This window comes from Geodermatophilus sp. SYSU D01186, from assembly GCF_054050215.1.
This window is the reverse complement of sequence record NZ_JBJGYW010000028.1, coordinates 49,198-63,792: the sequence shown is the minus strand read 5'-3', so window position 1 is coordinate 63,792 and position 14,595 is coordinate 49,198. Positions and strand designations below refer to the sequence as shown.

15 protein-coding genes are annotated in these 14,595 nt (G+C 72.5%); 10 read left to right on the top strand and 5 right to left on the bottom strand.

All coding sequences use genetic code 11. From position 1 onward, the window contains the following. The first annotated feature begins 20 nt into the window (after positions 1-20). Positions 21-974, top strand: coding sequence for an HpcH/HpaI aldolase/citrate lyase family protein (locus ACI784_RS19120; RefSeq protein WP_456923301.1), 954 nt, complete (start codon positions 21-23; stop codon positions 972-974). 51 nt (positions 975-1,025) lie between these two features. On the opposite strand, the gene ACI784_RS19115 is transcribed toward ACI784_RS19120, so the two are convergent. Then, on the bottom strand, positions 1,026-1,451 hold the full coding sequence (locus ACI784_RS19115; protein ID WP_457014537.1) for a DUF4190 domain-containing protein: 426 nt from the start codon (positions 1,449-1,451) through the stop codon (positions 1,026-1,028). Positions 1,452-1,474: 23 nt separating this feature from the next. Next, on the bottom strand, positions 1,475-2,182 hold the full coding sequence (locus ACI784_RS19110; RefSeq protein ID WP_457014536.1) for a hypothetical protein: 708 nt from the start codon (positions 2,180-2,182) through the stop codon (positions 1,475-1,477). A gap of 55 nt (positions 2,183-2,237) precedes the next feature. Here ACI784_RS19110 and ACI784_RS19105 point away from each other — a divergent pair, with 55 nt between their 5' ends. Further along, on the top strand, positions 2,238-3,434 hold the full coding sequence (locus ACI784_RS19105) for an acyl-CoA dehydrogenase family protein (protein ID WP_457014535.1): 1,197 nt from the start codon (positions 2,238-2,240) through the stop codon (positions 3,432-3,434). A 181-nt stretch (positions 3,435-3,615) separates the two neighbouring features. On the opposite strand, the gene ACI784_RS19100 is transcribed toward ACI784_RS19105, so the two are convergent. Continuing rightward, the gene (locus ACI784_RS19100) at positions 3,616-4,332 is read right to left on the bottom strand and encodes a DUF4230 domain-containing protein (RefSeq protein ID WP_457014534.1); all 717 of its coding nucleotides are present in this window, start codon (positions 4,330-4,332) and stop codon (positions 3,616-3,618) included. Between the two features lie 194 nt (positions 4,333-4,526). Here ACI784_RS19100 and ACI784_RS19095 point away from each other — a divergent pair, with 194 nt between their 5' ends. The 4 genes from ACI784_RS19095 to ACI784_RS19080 all read left to right on the top strand — a co-directional run bounded on the left by ACI784_RS19095 (position 4,527) and on the right by ACI784_RS19080 (position 8,304). Then, positions 4,527-5,465 carry an NADP-dependent oxidoreductase gene (locus ACI784_RS19095; protein ID WP_457014533.1) on the top strand — a complete coding sequence of 313 codons (939 nt, stop codon included), beginning with the start codon at positions 4,527-4,529 and terminating at the stop codon, positions 5,463-5,465. A gap of 80 nt (positions 5,466-5,545) precedes the next feature. After that, positions 5,546-5,878 carry an EthD family reductase gene (locus tag ACI784_RS19090; protein ID WP_456923307.1) on the top strand — a complete coding sequence of 111 codons (333 nt, stop codon included), beginning with the start codon at positions 5,546-5,548 and terminating at the stop codon, positions 5,876-5,878. A gap of 34 nt (positions 5,879-5,912) precedes the next feature. Next, entirely contained in the window at positions 5,913-7,463 is a 1,551-nt protein-coding gene (locus tag ACI784_RS19085) for an acetolactate synthase large subunit (protein WP_456923308.1), read from the top strand. Position 7,464: 1 nt separating this feature from the next. Further along, positions 7,465-8,304, top strand: a complete 840-nt coding sequence (locus ACI784_RS19080) for an alpha/beta hydrolase (RefSeq protein ID WP_457014532.1) — start codon at positions 7,465-7,467, stop codon at positions 8,302-8,304. 4 nt (positions 8,305-8,308) lie between these two features. Here ACI784_RS19080 and ACI784_RS19075 read toward each other — a convergent pair whose 3' ends face one another. Beyond that, complete coding sequence (locus tag ACI784_RS19075; protein WP_457014531.1) at positions 8,309-8,701, bottom strand: MmcQ/YjbR family DNA-binding protein; 393 nt, start codon at positions 8,699-8,701, stop codon at positions 8,309-8,311. Positions 8,702-8,785: 84 nt separating this feature from the next. Between ACI784_RS19075 and ACI784_RS19070 the strand changes: the two genes are divergently transcribed. Then, positions 8,786-9,319 (top strand): OsmC family protein, encoded by a 534-nt coding sequence (locus ACI784_RS19070; protein WP_457014530.1) that lies wholly within the window; start codon positions 8,786-8,788, stop codon positions 9,317-9,319. On the opposite strand, the gene ACI784_RS19065 is transcribed toward ACI784_RS19070, so the two are convergent. Next, positions 9,301-9,978: a class I SAM-dependent methyltransferase gene (locus ACI784_RS19065; RefSeq protein WP_457014529.1), complete on the bottom strand. Its 678-nt coding sequence runs from the start codon at positions 9,976-9,978 to the stop codon at positions 9,301-9,303. The two genes, ACI784_RS19070 and ACI784_RS19065, sit on opposite strands and share 19 nt — an antisense overlap. A gap of 90 nt (positions 9,979-10,068) precedes the next feature. Between ACI784_RS19065 and ACI784_RS19060 the strand changes: the two genes are divergently transcribed. From ACI784_RS19060 to ACI784_RS19050, 3 genes are all read left to right on the top strand, one after another. After that, positions 10,069-11,004: an AraC family transcriptional regulator gene (locus ACI784_RS19060; RefSeq protein WP_457014528.1), complete on the top strand. Its 936-nt coding sequence runs from the start codon at positions 10,069-10,071 to the stop codon at positions 11,002-11,004. A 232-nt stretch (positions 11,005-11,236) separates the two neighbouring features. Then, positions 11,237-11,773 (top strand): hypothetical protein, encoded by a 537-nt coding sequence (locus tag ACI784_RS19055; protein ID WP_457014527.1) that lies wholly within the window; start codon positions 11,237-11,239, stop codon positions 11,771-11,773. 315 nt (positions 11,774-12,088) lie between these two features. Then, complete coding sequence (locus tag ACI784_RS19050) at positions 12,089-14,590, top strand: BsuBI/PstI family type II restriction endonuclease (RefSeq protein WP_457014526.1); 2,502 nt, start codon at positions 12,089-12,091, stop codon at positions 14,588-14,590. The last annotated feature ends 5 nt before the right edge of the window (positions 14,591-14,595 follow it).

Below are 14,595 nucleotides of genomic sequence, written 5' to 3'. Positions count from 1 at the left end.
CCCGTCGCTACCCTCCGGTCGTGGCCGAGCTCCGATCCCGCCGTTCCAACCTCGCCGTCCCGGGCAGCAACCCGCGGTTCCTGGAGAAGGCGAAGGGCCTGCCGGCCGACCAGGTCTTCCTCGACCTGGAGGACGCCTGTGCCCCGCTGGCCAAGCCGGGCGCCCGCAAGAACATCGTCGCGGCGCTGAACGAGGGCGGCTGGGGCGACAAGATCCGCACCGTCCGGGTCAACGACTGGACGACGGAGTGGACCTACCACGACGTCATCGAGGTCGTGGAGGGCGCGGGCGCTGAGTTGGACTGCATCATGCTGCCCAAGGTCGTCGACGCCACCCAGGTGCGGGCCCTGGACCTGCTGCTCACCCAGGTCGAGAAGTCCAACGGCCTCGAGGTGGGCCGGATCGGCATCGAGGCGCAGATCGAGAACGCCCAGGGCCTGATCAACGTCAACGACATCGCCTTCGCCAGCCCGCGGATCGAGACGATCATCTTCGGCCCGGCCGACTTCATGGCGTCGATCAACATGAAGTCGCTGGTGGTGGGCGCGCTGCACCCGGACTACGCCGGGGACCCGTTCCACTACATCCTCATGCAGATCCTCATGGCCGCCCGCGCCCGCGGTGTGCAGGCCATCGACGGGCCGTTCCTGCAGATCCGGGACGTCGACGCGTTCCGCGAGGTCGCCAAGCGCTCGGCGGTGCTCGGCTTCGACGGCAAGTGGGTGCTGCACCCCGGCCAGATCGACGCGGCCAACGAGATCTACGCGCCGTCCCAGGAGGACTACGACCACGCCGAGCTCATCCTCGACGCCTACGAGTGGTCGACCTCGGAGGCCGGCGGCAAGAAGGGCTCGGCGATGCTCGGCGACGAGATGATCGACGAGGCCAGCCGCAAGATGGCGCTGGTCATCGCCGGCAAGGGCCGGGCCGCGGGCCTCACCCGCACCTCGTCGTTCACCCCACCCGAAGCCTGAGCCGCCGGACGCGACGGCCCGCCCGGTGCGCCCGGGCGGGCCGTCGCGGTCTCACGGGCCGAAGGAGACGCTCGACAGCGAGGCCAGCGCGACGAACCACAGGACGAACGCCAGGGCGACGAGCGCGCAGGCGATCGCGCCGACGATGATCCCGGCCAGCGCGAGGCCCTCGCCCTCCTCGCCGGTCTGCCGGATCTGCCGGCGCGCGACCACCCCGAGCACCAGCCCGGCCGGCGCGAACACGAACGCCATCACGAGGGCGAGGATCGCCATGGTGTTGGTGGGCCGCCGGTAGAGGCCGGGCGGGGGACCGTAGCCGGGAGGCGCGCCGTACCCCGGCGGCGGGCCGTAGGCGGGCGGCGGGCCGTAGCCGTGAGGCGCGCCGTACCCGGGAGGCGGCCCGTACGCCGGCGCTCCGTGTCCCGGGGGCGGGCCGTGGCCGGCCGGCTGCCCGTGGCCGGGCGCGTCGCTGCTCATGCGGGTCCTCTCGTCGTGGTGGCTCAGCCGCCGGTCGCGGGGGCGGGCAGGGCCGCCATCCGGGCGGCGATGCCCTCGGCCGCCGTCGCGCCCGCCGCAGGATCCTCCGCGATGAGCACCGACACCACCGCGCCACGCCCTTGCGCGAGCACGTCCTGCGTCGTCCCGTCCGCCAGCCGGTAGCGGACGGCCACGACCGTGCCGGTGAGCCCGTCGACGACGGGTGGGTCGAGGAAGGTCCGGTCGCCGGCCGGGCAGGACTCGAAGGCGTCCCGCAGCTCGGTCATCGCCTGCGCGCCGGCCGCGGCCGAGTCGTAGGCGATGGCCTCCGAGACCAGGCCCGGGATGCCGTCGGCGTCCAGCCCGACCACGGGGTGCTTCGCCGTCCGGTGCGCCTCGGAGGTGGAGGAGATCCCGCAGATGCCGTCCAGGCTCGGGTCGTCGGAGAGGTCGTCGTCGGCCACCGGGTTCGCCTGCACGGTCCACCCCGCCGGGAGGTCACCGGCGCGCAGCGCCACGGCCAGTGCGGCCTCCGCGGGGGTGGTCGCGGACGCCGGGTCGGCGGCGGCCGCGGCCGACTGCTCGGCCTGCGCGGGGGCCGGGTCCTCCCGCGGCGCTCGCTCGCCAGGGTCGCCGCCGCAGCCCGCCAGCAGTGCCCAGGCGGTGAGGACGGCGGCCAGGCGCGCGGTCACACGGACGGCGCCGAGCGTCGCGGCCGGGGGACATCTCACGTGCTCCATACTCACCGGTAACCACGGACACCGGAGTCCCGGAGGAGCTTTCGCCATGACCCGCCTGGCCCAGACCGCCGACCTCACCGACGTCCAGCAGGAGATCCTGGCGACGGTCAGGAGCTTCGTGGACAAGGAGATCATCCCGTCCGCCCAGGAGCTGGAGCACGGCGACGTCTACCCGACCGAGATCGTCGAGGGCCTGAAGGAGCTGGGCATCTTCGGGCTGACCATCCCCGAGGAGTACGGGGGCCTGGGGGAGTCTCTGCTGACGTACGCGCTGGTGGTCGAGGAGATCGCCCGCGGCTGGATGAGCGTCTCCGGCGTCATCAACACGCACTTCATCGTGGCCTACATGCTCGTCCAGCACGGCACGGAGGAGCAGAAGCAGCGGCTGCTGCCCCGCATGGCCACCGGGGAGGTGCGCGGCGCGTTCTCGATGTCCGAGCCGGGGCTCGGCTCCGACGTCGCCGGCATCCGCACCAGGGCGGTCCGCGACGGCGACGGGTACGTGATCGACGGCCAGAAGATGTGGCTGACCAACGGCGCCAGCTCCACCCTCGTCGCCGCGCTCGTGCGCACCGACGAGGGGGCGGCGAAGGCGCACCAGAACCTGACGACCTTCCTCGTCGAGAAGCCGGCCGGCTTCGGCGAGGTGCTCCCCGGGCTCACCATCCCCGGGAAGATCGACAAGATGGGCTACAAGGGCGTGGACACCACCGAGCTGGTGTTCGACGGCTTCCGCGCCTCGGCCGACGACGTCCTCGGGGGGACGCCGGGCCGCGGGTTCGCGCAGATGATGGACGGCGTCGAGGTGGGCCGGGTCAACGTCGCCGCCCGTGCCTGCGGCATCTCGATCCGGGCCTTCGAGCTGGCCGTGGCCTACGCGCAGCAGCGGGAGACCTTCGGCAAGCCGATCGCCGCGCACCAGGCCATCGCGTTCCAGCTGGCCGAGATGGCCACCAAGGTCGAGGCCGCGCACCTGATGATGGTCAACGCCGCCCGCCTCAAGGACTCCGGCGAGCGCAACGACGTCCAGGCCGGCATGGCCAAGCTGCTGGCCAGCGAGTACTGCGCGGAGGTGACCACGCAGGCCTTCCGGATCCACGGCGGCTACGGGTACTCCAAGGAGTACGAGATCGAGCGGCTGATGCGCGAGGCGCCGTTCCTGCTCATCGGTGAGGGCACCAGCGAGATCCAGAAGACGATCATCAGCCGGGGACTGCTCAAGGAGTACGCGCTCAAGCGCTGAGCGACCTGGGTCCCGGGGTGCCCTCGCCGGAGGGCTGGGGCCGTGGTGTCCCTGCGGGAGCTCGTGCTCTGCCCACCCCGCTGGGCAGAGCACGAGTTCCCGCGGCAGCAGGTGGTGGCGCCCCGCCTTCGTGCTCTGCCCAGGTCGATGGGCAGAGCACGAGCGCGCGCGGGGAGGGAGGTCAGCCGGCGCTGCCGGGAGCCTCCTCGAACCGGACCTCGACCTCGTCGACGCCCAGCGACTGCGCCAGGGTGGTGAGCATCGACCGGGTGTTGTCCTCCGCGCGGCTGACCAGGTCGCTCCCGTTCGCGGCCGCGGCCAGGCGGCTCTCGGCGAGGGCGAACAGCTCGGGGTCGTCGGCGGCGGGGTCGTCGGCGAGGGCATCCCCGACCCGCTCGACCAGGCCGCGGTCCCGGTCGAGGACGCGGCTCTCGGCGGGGTCGATGCGCACCTCGCCGATGCGCGGGGCCGGCAGCACGATCGTGGCCGACTCGCCGTCGGCCGACAGCGTCACCCGCTCGGCGTCCAGGCCCTCGAAGTCGACGGAGGCGTCGGCGGTGCCGGTGGCCAGGTAGGTGACCCGCTCACCGCTGATCACCGAGGGCACGTAGCGGGTGTCCACCTCGCGGTCGACGACGACCTGGAAGGTGCCCGTCGCCGCGTGGTACTCGTGCAGGTCGTCGAGGGCCAGCAGCAGCGGGGTGGTGCTGCGGTCGACCACGTCCTGCCCGAAGGGGTTGCCGGGCAGCCAGTCCCGCAGCTGCGCGGACAGGGGCACGAGCACGGCGAGCCCGACCCCGGCGGCGACCAGCCGCCGCCGCGTGCGCCGGGAACGCCGCGGCGCCCGGGCGCCGTCCGCGTGGACGTCGGTGGACCGGTCCTGCAGCAGAGCTGGCATGCGGCACCTCTCGCGGGTCGTGCGGGGGGATCGCCCGGTTCAGCGACCGGCGGGGGCGGTCCATTCCCGACACGTCCCGCCGTCCACCGGCACCACGGTCGGGGTCCCATCCGGGGAGGCGCCCCGAACCGGCTGGGGTTCTGCTGCGTGGAAGGACGGGAACACCGGTCCGCCGCACCGGCTTGGCTGGGGGCATGAGAGCTGTCGGAGTGACCGAGTTCGGTGGGCCGGAGGCCCTGCACGTCGTCGACGTCCCGGCCGAGCCGCTGGGCCCGGGGCAGGTGCGGCTGCGGGTGACCGCGGCGACGGTGAACCCCACGGACACCTACGCCCGCAACGGCAGCTACGCCCAGCGCGACCCGGTCAAGGAGTTCCCGTTCGTGCCCGGCATGGACGCCGCCGGTGAGCTGGTCGAGATCGGCCCGGACGTCGACACCGACCTGCAGGTGGGGGAGCAGGTCATGGCGATCGTGCTGCCCTCCGGTGCGCACGGCGGGTACCGCGAGGACCTCGTCGTCCCCGTGGGGGCGGTCGCCCGCTCGCCGAAGGGCGCCACGGACGTCGAGGCCGCGACCCTGCCGATGAACGGCCTCACCGCGCGACTCGCCCTCGACCTCATGGCGCTGGAGCCCGGCCAGGTGCTGGCCGTGACCGGCGCGGCCGGCGCGTTCGGCGGCTACGTCGTCCAGCTGGCCAAGCAGGCGGGCCTGACCGTCGTCGCCGACGCCTCGGAGGCCGACGAGCAGCTGGTCCGGGACCTCGGCGCGGACGCCGTCGTCCGGCGTGGGGACGACGTCGCCGACCGCATCCGCGAGCTGTACCCGGACGGCGTCGACGGGCTGGCCGACGGCTCGGTGCAGGACGAGCTCGTGCTCCCGGCGGTCAAGGACGGCGGCGCCGTGACGACCGTCCGCGGCTACCGGGGGAACGGGGAGCGCGGGCTGCGCGTGCACCCGGTGATGGTGCGCACCTACGGCGAGGAGCAGCAGAAGCTCGACGAGCTGCGGCAGCTGGTGGAGGACGGCGTGGTGACCCTCCGGGTGGCCCGCGCCTTCCCCGCCGAGCAGGCCGCCGAGGCGCACCGCGTGCTGGAGGGCGGCGGCGTGCGCGGGCGCCTGGTCATCACCTTCTAGCGGTCGCGGGAGTGGCCCCTGTCCTGCCAAGGTGGGGCCACTCCCGGGCAGCGAGGCCCGGCCGACGCGGAGGTGCACACATGGTCCACCGGCTCGTGGTCAGCTACGGACAGCCCACCGACCCCGGCGCGTTCGACGACTACTACCGCGACACCCACGCGCCGCTGGCGATCGAGATGCCCGGCCTGATCCGGTTCACCGTGGGCCACGGCAAGTCGATCGACCCCTCCCAGCCGGCGCCCTACTTCGTCGCCGAGCTCGACTTCGAGTCCGAGGAGGCGATGGGCAAGGCCTTCGCCTCCCCGGAGGGCCAGTCGGCTGCGGCCGACGTCGCGAACTTCGCGACCGGTGGGGCCACCATGGCGCACTTCGAGGTGCGTGAGATCCAGGTCGGCATGCCCAACCTGCCGTGACTGCGGTCCCGCGGCGGCGGCCGGGCGGGCGCGGGTGAACGGGGCCCAGGCGCTCATCCGCACGCTGGTCGCCGCCGGCGTCGACGTCTGCTTCGCCAACCCGGGCACCTCCGAGATGCACTTCGTCGCCGCGCTCGACGACGTCCCGGAGATGCGCGGCGTGCTCACCCTCTTCGAGGGCGTGGCCACCGGCGCGGCCGACGGGTACGCCCGCATGGCCGGCCGCCCCGCGGCGACCCTGCTGCACCTCGGGCCGGGCCTGGGCAACGGGCTGGCCAACCTGCACAACGCGCGCCGGGGCGGTGCTCCGGTGGTCAACGTCGTCGGTGACCACGCGCGGTCGCACAAACGGCTGGACGCGCCGCTGGAGTCCGACATCGACGCCCTCGCCGGCGCCGTGTCGGACTGGGTGCGCCGCTCGCTGTCGCCGGCCGACGTCGCCGCCGACGCCGCGGAGGCGGTGGCGCAGGCGGCGCGCGGGGCGGTGGCCACGCTGGTGCTGCCCGCCGACGTCTCGTGGGAGGACGGCGCGCAGCCGGCCGCCCCGGTGCCGGTGCGCCCCGCGCCGCGGGTGCCCGAGCAGGTGGTCGCCGACGTCGCGGCCGCGCTCGCGTCCGGGGAGCCGGCCGTGCTGTTCCTGGGCGGGGACGTGGTCGCCTCCGCCGACGCGCTGCTCGCCGCCGGCCGGGTCGCGGCCGGCACCGGCGCGCGGCTGGTGAGCGAGACCTTCTCGGCCCGGATGGTGCGCGGCGCGGGCCTGCCGGACGTCGCGAAGCTGCCGTACCCGCCGGAGATGGCGATCGCTGCCCTCGCCGGGACGGCGCACCTGGTGCTGGCCGGCGCCACCGCGCCGGTGCACTTCTTCGGCTACCCCGACGTGCCGGGGACGCCGGTGCCCGAGGGGTGCACCGTGCACGTCCTCTCCGCACCGGGCGAGGACGGCGTCGCCGCGCTGCAGGCCCTGGCCGCGCTGGCGGCCCCGGACGCCGAGCCGGAACTGCTCGAACCCGCCCGCCCGGAGCTGCCCACCGGCGCGCTCGACCCGCGGTCGATGGCGGCGGTGGTCGGCGCGCTGCTGCCGGAGGGCGCGATCGTCGTCGACGAGGCGCTCACCTCCGGGGTGGGGCTGGCCGAGCTGACCTCCGGCGCGCCGCGGCACGACTGGCTCGCGCTGACCGGCGGGGCGATCGGCGACGGGCTGCCGATGTCGGTCGGGGCGGCGGTCGCCTGCCCGGACCGGCCGGTGGTCCTCATCCAGGCCGACGGCAGTGCGATGTACACGGTGCAGGCGCTGTGGACCCACGCCCGCGAGCAGCTCGACGTCACCACGATCGTCTGCGACAACGGCTCCTACGCGATCCTCGAGCACGAGCTGTCGCGGGTGGGCGCGCAGGGCGACGGCGAGCGGGCCGCGCAGCTGCTGCACCTGGGCGGGCCGGGGCTGGACTTCGTGGCGCTGGCCACCGGCATGGGGGTGCCGGCCACCCGGGCCACGACCGCCGAGGAGCTGGCCGACCAGCTGCGGACGGCGCTCGCGGAGCCCGGACCGCACCTGATCGACGCGGTGCTGCCCGGCCGCCGGTGACGTGGCCGCGCGGGGCCGTGCCCGGTCCGCGCTGCGGGCGACCGCGGTCCTGGCGGTGGTGCTGCTCGTGCTGACCGGCGTCCTGTGGGGCCTGCAGCGCCGGCTGGTGTACCTGCCCGACCGGGGCCCGGTGCCGCCGGCGGCCTCGGTGCTCCCCGGCGGCCGGGACGTCGTCCTGGAGACCTCCGACGGGCTGCGGCTGGGGGCGTGGTTCCTCCCCGGCGACGGCCCCGACGCGCCCGCCGTCCTGGTGGCCAACGGCAACGGCGGCCACCGCGGGCTGCGGGCGCCGCTCGCCCGCGCCCTGGCCGGGCACGGCCTGGCGGTGCTGCTGTTCGACTACCGCGGCTACGGCGGGAACCCCGGCAGTCCCAGCGAGGAGGGGCTGGCGAGGGACGTGCGCGCGGCCCGCGCGTACCTGGTCGGGGACGCCGGGGTGCCGCCGGAGCGGCTGCTGTACCTGGGGGAGAGCCTCGGCGCGGCGGTCGTGACGGAGCTGGCGACCGAGCACGCGCCGGCGGGGCTGGTGCTCCGCTCGCCGTTCGTCGACCTGGCCGCCGTCGGCAACGTGCACTACCCGTTCCTCCCGGTCCGCGCCCTGCTGCGGGACCGTTTCCCGGTGGCCGAGCGGATCGCCACGGTGCACGCGCCGACGACGGTCGTGCTGGGGGACGCCGACGGGATCGTGCCGCCCGCGCAGAGCCGCGCCGTCGCCGCGGCCGCCGCCGGGCTGCACCGGCTGGTCGAGGTGCCCGGGGCCGACCACAACGACCGGGCCCTGCTCGACGGCGACGCGTTCGTCGGCGCGGTGGTCGAGCTGGCCCGGCACGTGACCGGCTGAGCCGCTAGTCGGTGCCGGCGTCGAGGTACTGGCGGGCCAGGCGCTTCGGGGCCCGGGCCAGCCACGCCTCGGTGACCAGCTCCGCGAGCTCGCCGGCGTCGATCTCCTCGAGGCGCACCAGCACGATCGGGTAGCCGTCGAAGTGCGGCGTCGTGAAGTAGACGGCCGGGTCGTCGGCGAGCAGCGCCTCCTTGGCGCCGAGGTCGGGCACCCAGGCGGCGAGGACCGGCCCCCGGGGTGCGGCGTCGCCGAGCGCGGCGAGGTCGGCGCGGCGCAGCGGGCGCTCCCACACGAAGCCCTTGTCGCGGACCTGCCACTGGAGGGTGTCCTGCCGCGGCCGCTCGTCGACGTCCGGCAGGGCCATGGCCGTGTCGCGGACGTCGGACCAGGTCGCCATGAGCGGCAGGCTAGTGGCGACCGCCGACCTGGCGGGGGCTCCGCCGCCGGGCCAGCATGGGGACCCCGGCGAGAGGGAGGGCCCGTGGACGCCGCCGCGCTCCGAGACCTGCAGGCGCCGCTCAAGCAGCGGTACCGGGACGACCCGGAGGCCGCGCGGGCGCCGATGCACGCCGAGGCGGAGTACGCCGACCCCGGCATCACCTGCACGGTGCAGACCTGGGCCGGGCCGGTCCGCGCCGGGCTGCACCCCTACACCGGCGGCGACGGCAGCGACGCCTGCTCCGGCGACATGCTGCTGCAGGCGCTGCTGGCCTGCGCCGGGGTGACGATGCGCAGCGTCGCCACGGCGATGGGCGTGCAGCTCCGCTCGGCGCAGTTCCGGGCCCGGGCCGACATGGACGCCCGCGGCACCCTCGGCGTCTCCCGCGAGGTGTCGGTCGGGCTCGGCGAGATCACCGTGGACGCCGAGGTCGACACCGACGCCGACGACGCCACCCTGGCCAAGCTCGTCCAGCTGACCGAGCGGTACTGCGTGGTCGCCCAGACCCTCGCCCGCCCGCCGCACTTCCAGGTGCGGAGGGCGGTGCCGGCCGGGGGTCAGACCGTCGCGCGGTAGAAGGTGAACCGGCCGACGTGGCGGCGGGAGTCCGAGCCGGTCTCGGTGACCTCGGTGAAGCCGGCGCGCCGCAGCAGGTCGGGGAGGGCCGCGCCCCCGTGGTGGCGGGCCGGGCCGTGGTGTTCGTGGCCGCGGTGACCCCCGTGCTCGTGGTCGTGCCCGTCGGCGTCCACCAGGTGCAGCGCTCCGCCGGGGCGCAGCACCCGCACGACCTCGCGCACCGCCGTCTCCTGCTCGCCGGCGGGCACGTGGTGGAGCATGAACGAGGAGAGGACGACGTCGACGCTGTCGTCGGCGTAGGGCAGCTCCTCCGCGTGCCCGCGGTCCAGCTGGACGGCCAGCCCGCGACGGGTGGCCTTGCGCTGCGCGCGGGCCAGGGCGGACAGGTCCGGGTCCACGCCGACGGCGGTGGCCGCGGGCTGGGTCTGCTTGGCGTCGAGCAGCAGGTTGCCGGTGCCGCAGCCGATCTCCAGGACGGTCTGGCCGGGGCGCAGCGCGGCCTGGTCGAGCAGCCGCCGGTGCACCTGCTGGACGCCGAGCAGCCGGGTCATCGGGTCGTAGAGGGGGAGCAGCCAGGGGCGCCCCATCCCGGGCAGGTACTCGCGGCCGGTGCCGCTGATCGCCGTCCGCAGCCGTGGCCCGCTGGTCGTCTCGCTCATGTCCCTGCCTCGCTCGTGCTCGATCTTCCGGTCTCGACCTCTACCCTCGGGCCTGCCACTCCGGGCGACAAGGGCGGTGCTTCGGGCGCGATGGGACGATCTTCGGACGAGCAGCCGATCGTGGGCCGGGTCGACGGTGCGCCGCTCTACGGCTACGCGCGGGTGGCCGGGCTGCCCCCGGTGACCGTCTCGCTGTTCGAGGGCGCGCACGGGCTGCCCGGGTTCCCGCACCGGCCGCACGCGCACGACTTCCTCGTCCTCAGCTACGTCGAGCGGGGCGCGGGCGGGCTGGTCCTGGACGGCCGGACGTGGGAGCTCACGGCGGGGGACGTCGTCGTGGTGGCGCCGGGGGAGGTGGTGGGCCCGGAGTGGTCGGGTCCGCACCTCGACGCGGCGGTGTGGACGGCGTCCTTCCCGCCGGACGCGGTGGAGCGGCGCAGCCCGGGTTCGCTCGGCTCGTGGCGGGCGCACCCGCTGCTGTTCCCGTTCGTCGGGCGCCGGGCCGGTGGGGTGCAGCGGCTGTCGGTGCCCGAGGACGAGCGGCCGGCCTGGGTGCGGCGGTTCGCCGGCCTCGAGCAGGAGCTGCGGGAGCGCCGCGAGGGGTACGCCGAGGCCGCGCTGGCCCGGTTGACGCTGCTGCTCGTGGAGCTGGCGCGGCTGGCGGCCGACGTCCCGGGGCACCTGCGGCTGCGGGACGAGCCGCTGCTGGCGGCGGTCTTCGACGTGGTCGAGCGGCGGTACCCGGAGCCGATCTCGCTGCGCGACGTGGCCGCGGAGGTGGGGCTGTCGGCGGGCCACCTGACGACGGTGGTGGGGCAGCGCACCGGGCGCACGGTGCAGCAGTGGATCACCGAGCGCCGGCTGGCCGAGGTGCGCCGGCTGCTGACCGAGACCGACCTGACCGTGCAGGCGATCGCCGGCCGGGTGGGCTATGCCGACGCGGGCTACCTGATCCGCCGGTTCCGCGCGGCACACGGGGTCTCGCCTCAGGAGTGGCGCCGGACGGGCGCGCCGGCCGGGGCCTAGCGGACCGGACACCCTCACCTGCGGGGGCTCGTGCTCTGCCCACCACCGTGGGCAGAGCACGAGTGACCGCGGTCACACCCGGTCGCCGGCCGGCGGTGCGGGGTGACACCCGACCGGGTGGGGCTGGCGCGGCGTTGTCCACAGACCGTCGCCGACCGGCCCTGCGGACCGTGCCGTTCTCTTACAGCCCGTCGACCTTGGATCCGATCTCGACAGGCCGACGGGGGTGGGCGTGCCGACTGCGACCAGTGCGCTGGAGGTGGTCGACGGCGAGGTGCGCGAGCTCATCCGGCGCCGTGGGCTGGACCCGTTCACAGATCCCGCGCCGGTGCGGCTGCTCGTGCGCGACGTCGTCGCCGACTACTCCGAGCGTTCCCTGACCTCGGCGCTGCCGCCGATCGGTGACGCGGACTCCGTGGTCCGCGACGTGCTCGACCGGGTGGCCGGGTTCGGTCCGCTGCAGCGGCACCTCGACGACCCGGAGGTCGAGGAGATCTGGGTCAACGAGCCGGGCCGGGTGTTCGTGGCACGGCGGGGCCGCAGCGAGCTGACCACGACGATCCTGGGTGCCGGGGAGCTGGCCGACCTGGTGGAGCGGATGCTGCGCACCTCGGGACGGCGGATCGACATGTCGACGCCGTTCGTGGACGCGACGATGCCCGACGGGTCGCGACTGCACGTGGTCATCCCCGTGGCCACGCGGACCGCAGGCACATCACTCCCGCTCACGGACAGTGATGATCGTTTCGGGCTACTGCCTCGGCACTGAACCGCCATCCTCCGGTAGGTCTGAGCTGGTCTGTTGCGCGGCGCAGACCCCGTGGCCGAGCGAAGGACGTGGCCCGAGAAGGAGAGCCACCCCCTACCCCCTGGTCTTCGTCGTGCCCTCCTTAGGGAGGCCCACAGGGCCTGCGGCGACCCCTGGGGTATGACCCCCTGAGGCCGCACCAGGGCATCGCCGGGTCTTAGCAGCCCGGGGGTTGCCACAGTTCCAAGGTCGTCGTCTGGGGCCTGCGAGCAGAAGAACCTGTGGGTACGGGGGTGCCTTCTCCGTTCTGTCTGTACCCCGCCCTACCCTTCCTGCGTGGTCAACCGCGAGTCGCCGGACCTGATGCAGGCCCTTCGGGATGAGGTCGAGCAACGGCGGGTGCAGGTGAGCGAAGCCCTGGACCCGAAGAGCCGGGACAAGCTGGGGCAGTTCTTCACGCCCAGCACCGTGGCCGGGTTGCTGTCCTCGCACGCTTCCGTCTCGGGTCAGCACGTCCGGTTGCTCGATCCGGGCGCAGGCGTCGGCTCGCTGACTGCCAGTTACGTCACGCGGCTTCTCGATGAGAGCCCAGCGGCGACCGTTCACGCCGTAACCTTTGAAGTCGATCCCGCCCTGGCGCAACCCTTGACCGAAACGCTGAACTCGCTGACCAGGGTCTCAGGTGGACGATTCACGTACGACCAGCGTTCGGAGGACTTCCTGGCCTGGGGAGTCGACCAACTGCCCGGAACTCTCAGTTCCCCCGAGGACCCGGAACAGTTCGACCTGGTCTTGATGAATCCGCCCTATCGGAAGATCAACTCAAATAGCGATGCGCGCCGGACCTTGCAGCGTGCAGGGATCGAGACGACCAACCTCTACACGGCCTTCCTGGCCTTGGCTCAACGGCTACTCTCGCCGGGTGGTCAGCTCGTTGCTATCACTCCACGGTCGTTCTTCAACGGCACGTACTTCCGGGATTTCCGCAGGTTCTTCCTAGGTGATCTCGGCTTGCAGGCCATCCATGTCTTCGGAGCACGGAATAAGGCTTTCGCTGGCGATGCCGTCCTTCAGGAGAACGTGATCTTCGCTGCCGTGAAGGGGGTGAGGTCGGATCAGGTTGAGCTGACGACCTCGCACGGCCTCGACGAAGACATGATCGTCGTGCGACACGTTCCCTACGTGGAGGTCGTTCGGCCCGACGATCCGGACTTCTTCATCCATGTAGCGACCGATGAAGGACAGGCGGAGATTGCTCGGCGGATGCAGGCTCTTCCGTGCACTCTTTCGGATCTCGGCATCAAGGTCAGTACGGGCCGTGTTGTTGACTTCCGCGCCCGGCAGTGGCTTCGCAACGAGGCGACGGAAACCTCGGTGCCCCTCATCTACCAGGCCCACATCAGGGCGGGTCGCGTCGACTGGCCCCTGCCTAGCTTCCGCAAGGCGCAACACATCGAAGTTGCGAGCGACAACGCCAGTCAGTTCATGGGCACCGGCTCCTATGTCCTCACCAAGCGGTTCTCCGCGAAGGAAGAACGTCGTCGGGTCAGTGCTGCGGTGTTTGATCCCGAGGACCTGCCCGGTTACGACCTCATCGGTTTCGAGAACCACACCAACGTCTTCCATGAGTCGGGGGCAGGGCTTGGCGATCTCGACTTCGCCCGTGGCCTATCTGTCTTCCTGAACAGCAGCCTCGTTGACCTGTACTTCAGGCAGTTCTCGGGGCACACGCAGGTCAACTGTGGCGATCTTCGGTCCCTTCGATACCCGACCCGTGAGCAACTGACGGCCCTCGGCGCGTCCTCCGGTTCGGCACTACCTGAGCAAGAGAAGATCGACACGCTTATAGAACAGCACGTGCCAGCACTAGCGGGGGATGGGACTAGTCCGTTGAGCGTTCAGAAGAAGATCGAAGAGGCCCTGGCAGTGCTGCGGGCACTCGACATGCCGCGCGAGCAGCTGAACGAGAGGTCCGCTCTTTCGCTGCTTGCACTTCTCGACCTCGGTCCCGACGATCCGTGGAGTGCCGCGAGCGCCCCGCTTCGGGGCATCACACCTATGATGGACTTCTTCTCGGAGAAGTATGGCAAGACGTACAAGCCGAACACGAGGGAGACGGTTCGCCGGCAAACGGTGCACCAGTTTGTTGATGCCGGCCTCCTCCTCTACAACCCCGATAAGCCGGATCGCCCTGTGAACAGTCCGAAGGCTGTATATCAGGTTGAGCAGTCCGCTCTTCTCCTGCTTCAGCAGTTTGGCCAGCCGGGATGGTCAGATGCACTAGCGGCTTATCGGACGCAGGTTACTTCATTGCGGGCGCGGCATGCTGCCGAGCGCGAGATGGCGCGTATCCCTGTGACGCTTCCTGACGGAACCGAGGTCACGCTGTCGCCGGGTGGTCAGAATGTCCTCATCAAGGAACTGGTCGATGGTTTCTGTCCTCGGTTCGTGCCCGGTGGACACGTACTCTACGTCGGCGACGCGGACGCGAAGTGGGCTGTGAACGAGGAGGAGTCCTTCACTAAGCTTGGGCTGACTTTCGATAAGCACGGCAAGATGCCTGACCTTGTGGTCTACGACCCTGATCGCAACTGGCTCCTGCTTATCGAAGCGGTGACGTCGCATGGTCCCGTCAACGCTAAGCGCCATGATGAGCTGAAGAAGCTCTTCGCCGGTTCGACCGCAGGGCTTGTGTTCGTGACGTCGTTCATGACGCGATCGGCTTTCAGCGAGTACCTCACCGACATCAGTTGGGAAACTGAGGTCTGGTGTGCCGACAGCCCGAGCCACCTCGTGCACTTCAACGGAAGCCGGTTCCTCGGGCCTTACGCTGACTAGCCTTT

Excerpts from the sequence above, each read along its gene's own strand:
- ACI784_RS19115 (WP_457014537.1), bottom strand. The coding sequence starts at position 1,451 with ATGAGCAGCGACGCGCCCGGCCACGGGCAGCCGGCCGGCCACGGCCCG.
- ACI784_RS19105 (WP_457014535.1), top strand. The coding sequence starts at position 2,238 with ATGACCCGCCTGGCCCAGACCGCCGACCTCACCGACGTCCAGCAGGAG.
- ACI784_RS19100 (WP_457014534.1), bottom strand. The coding sequence starts at position 4,332 with ATGCCAGCTCTGCTGCAGGACCGGTCCACCGACGTCCACGCGGACGGC.
- ACI784_RS19095 (WP_457014533.1), top strand. The coding sequence starts at position 4,527 with ATGAGAGCTGTCGGAGTGACCGAGTTCGGTGGGCCGGAGGCCCTGCAC.
- ACI784_RS19090 (WP_456923307.1), top strand. The coding sequence starts at position 5,546 with ATGGTCCACCGGCTCGTGGTCAGCTACGGACAGCCCACCGACCCCGGC.
- ACI784_RS19075 (WP_457014531.1), bottom strand. The coding sequence starts at position 8,701 with ATGGCGACCTGGTCCGACGTCCGCGACACGGCCATGGCCCTGCCGGAC.
- ACI784_RS19065 (WP_457014529.1), bottom strand. The coding sequence starts at position 9,978 with ATGAGCGAGACGACCAGCGGGCCACGGCTGCGGACGGCGATCAGCGGC.
- ACI784_RS19060 (WP_457014528.1), top strand. The coding sequence starts at position 10,069 with ATGGGACGATCTTCGGACGAGCAGCCGATCGTGGGCCGGGTCGACGGT.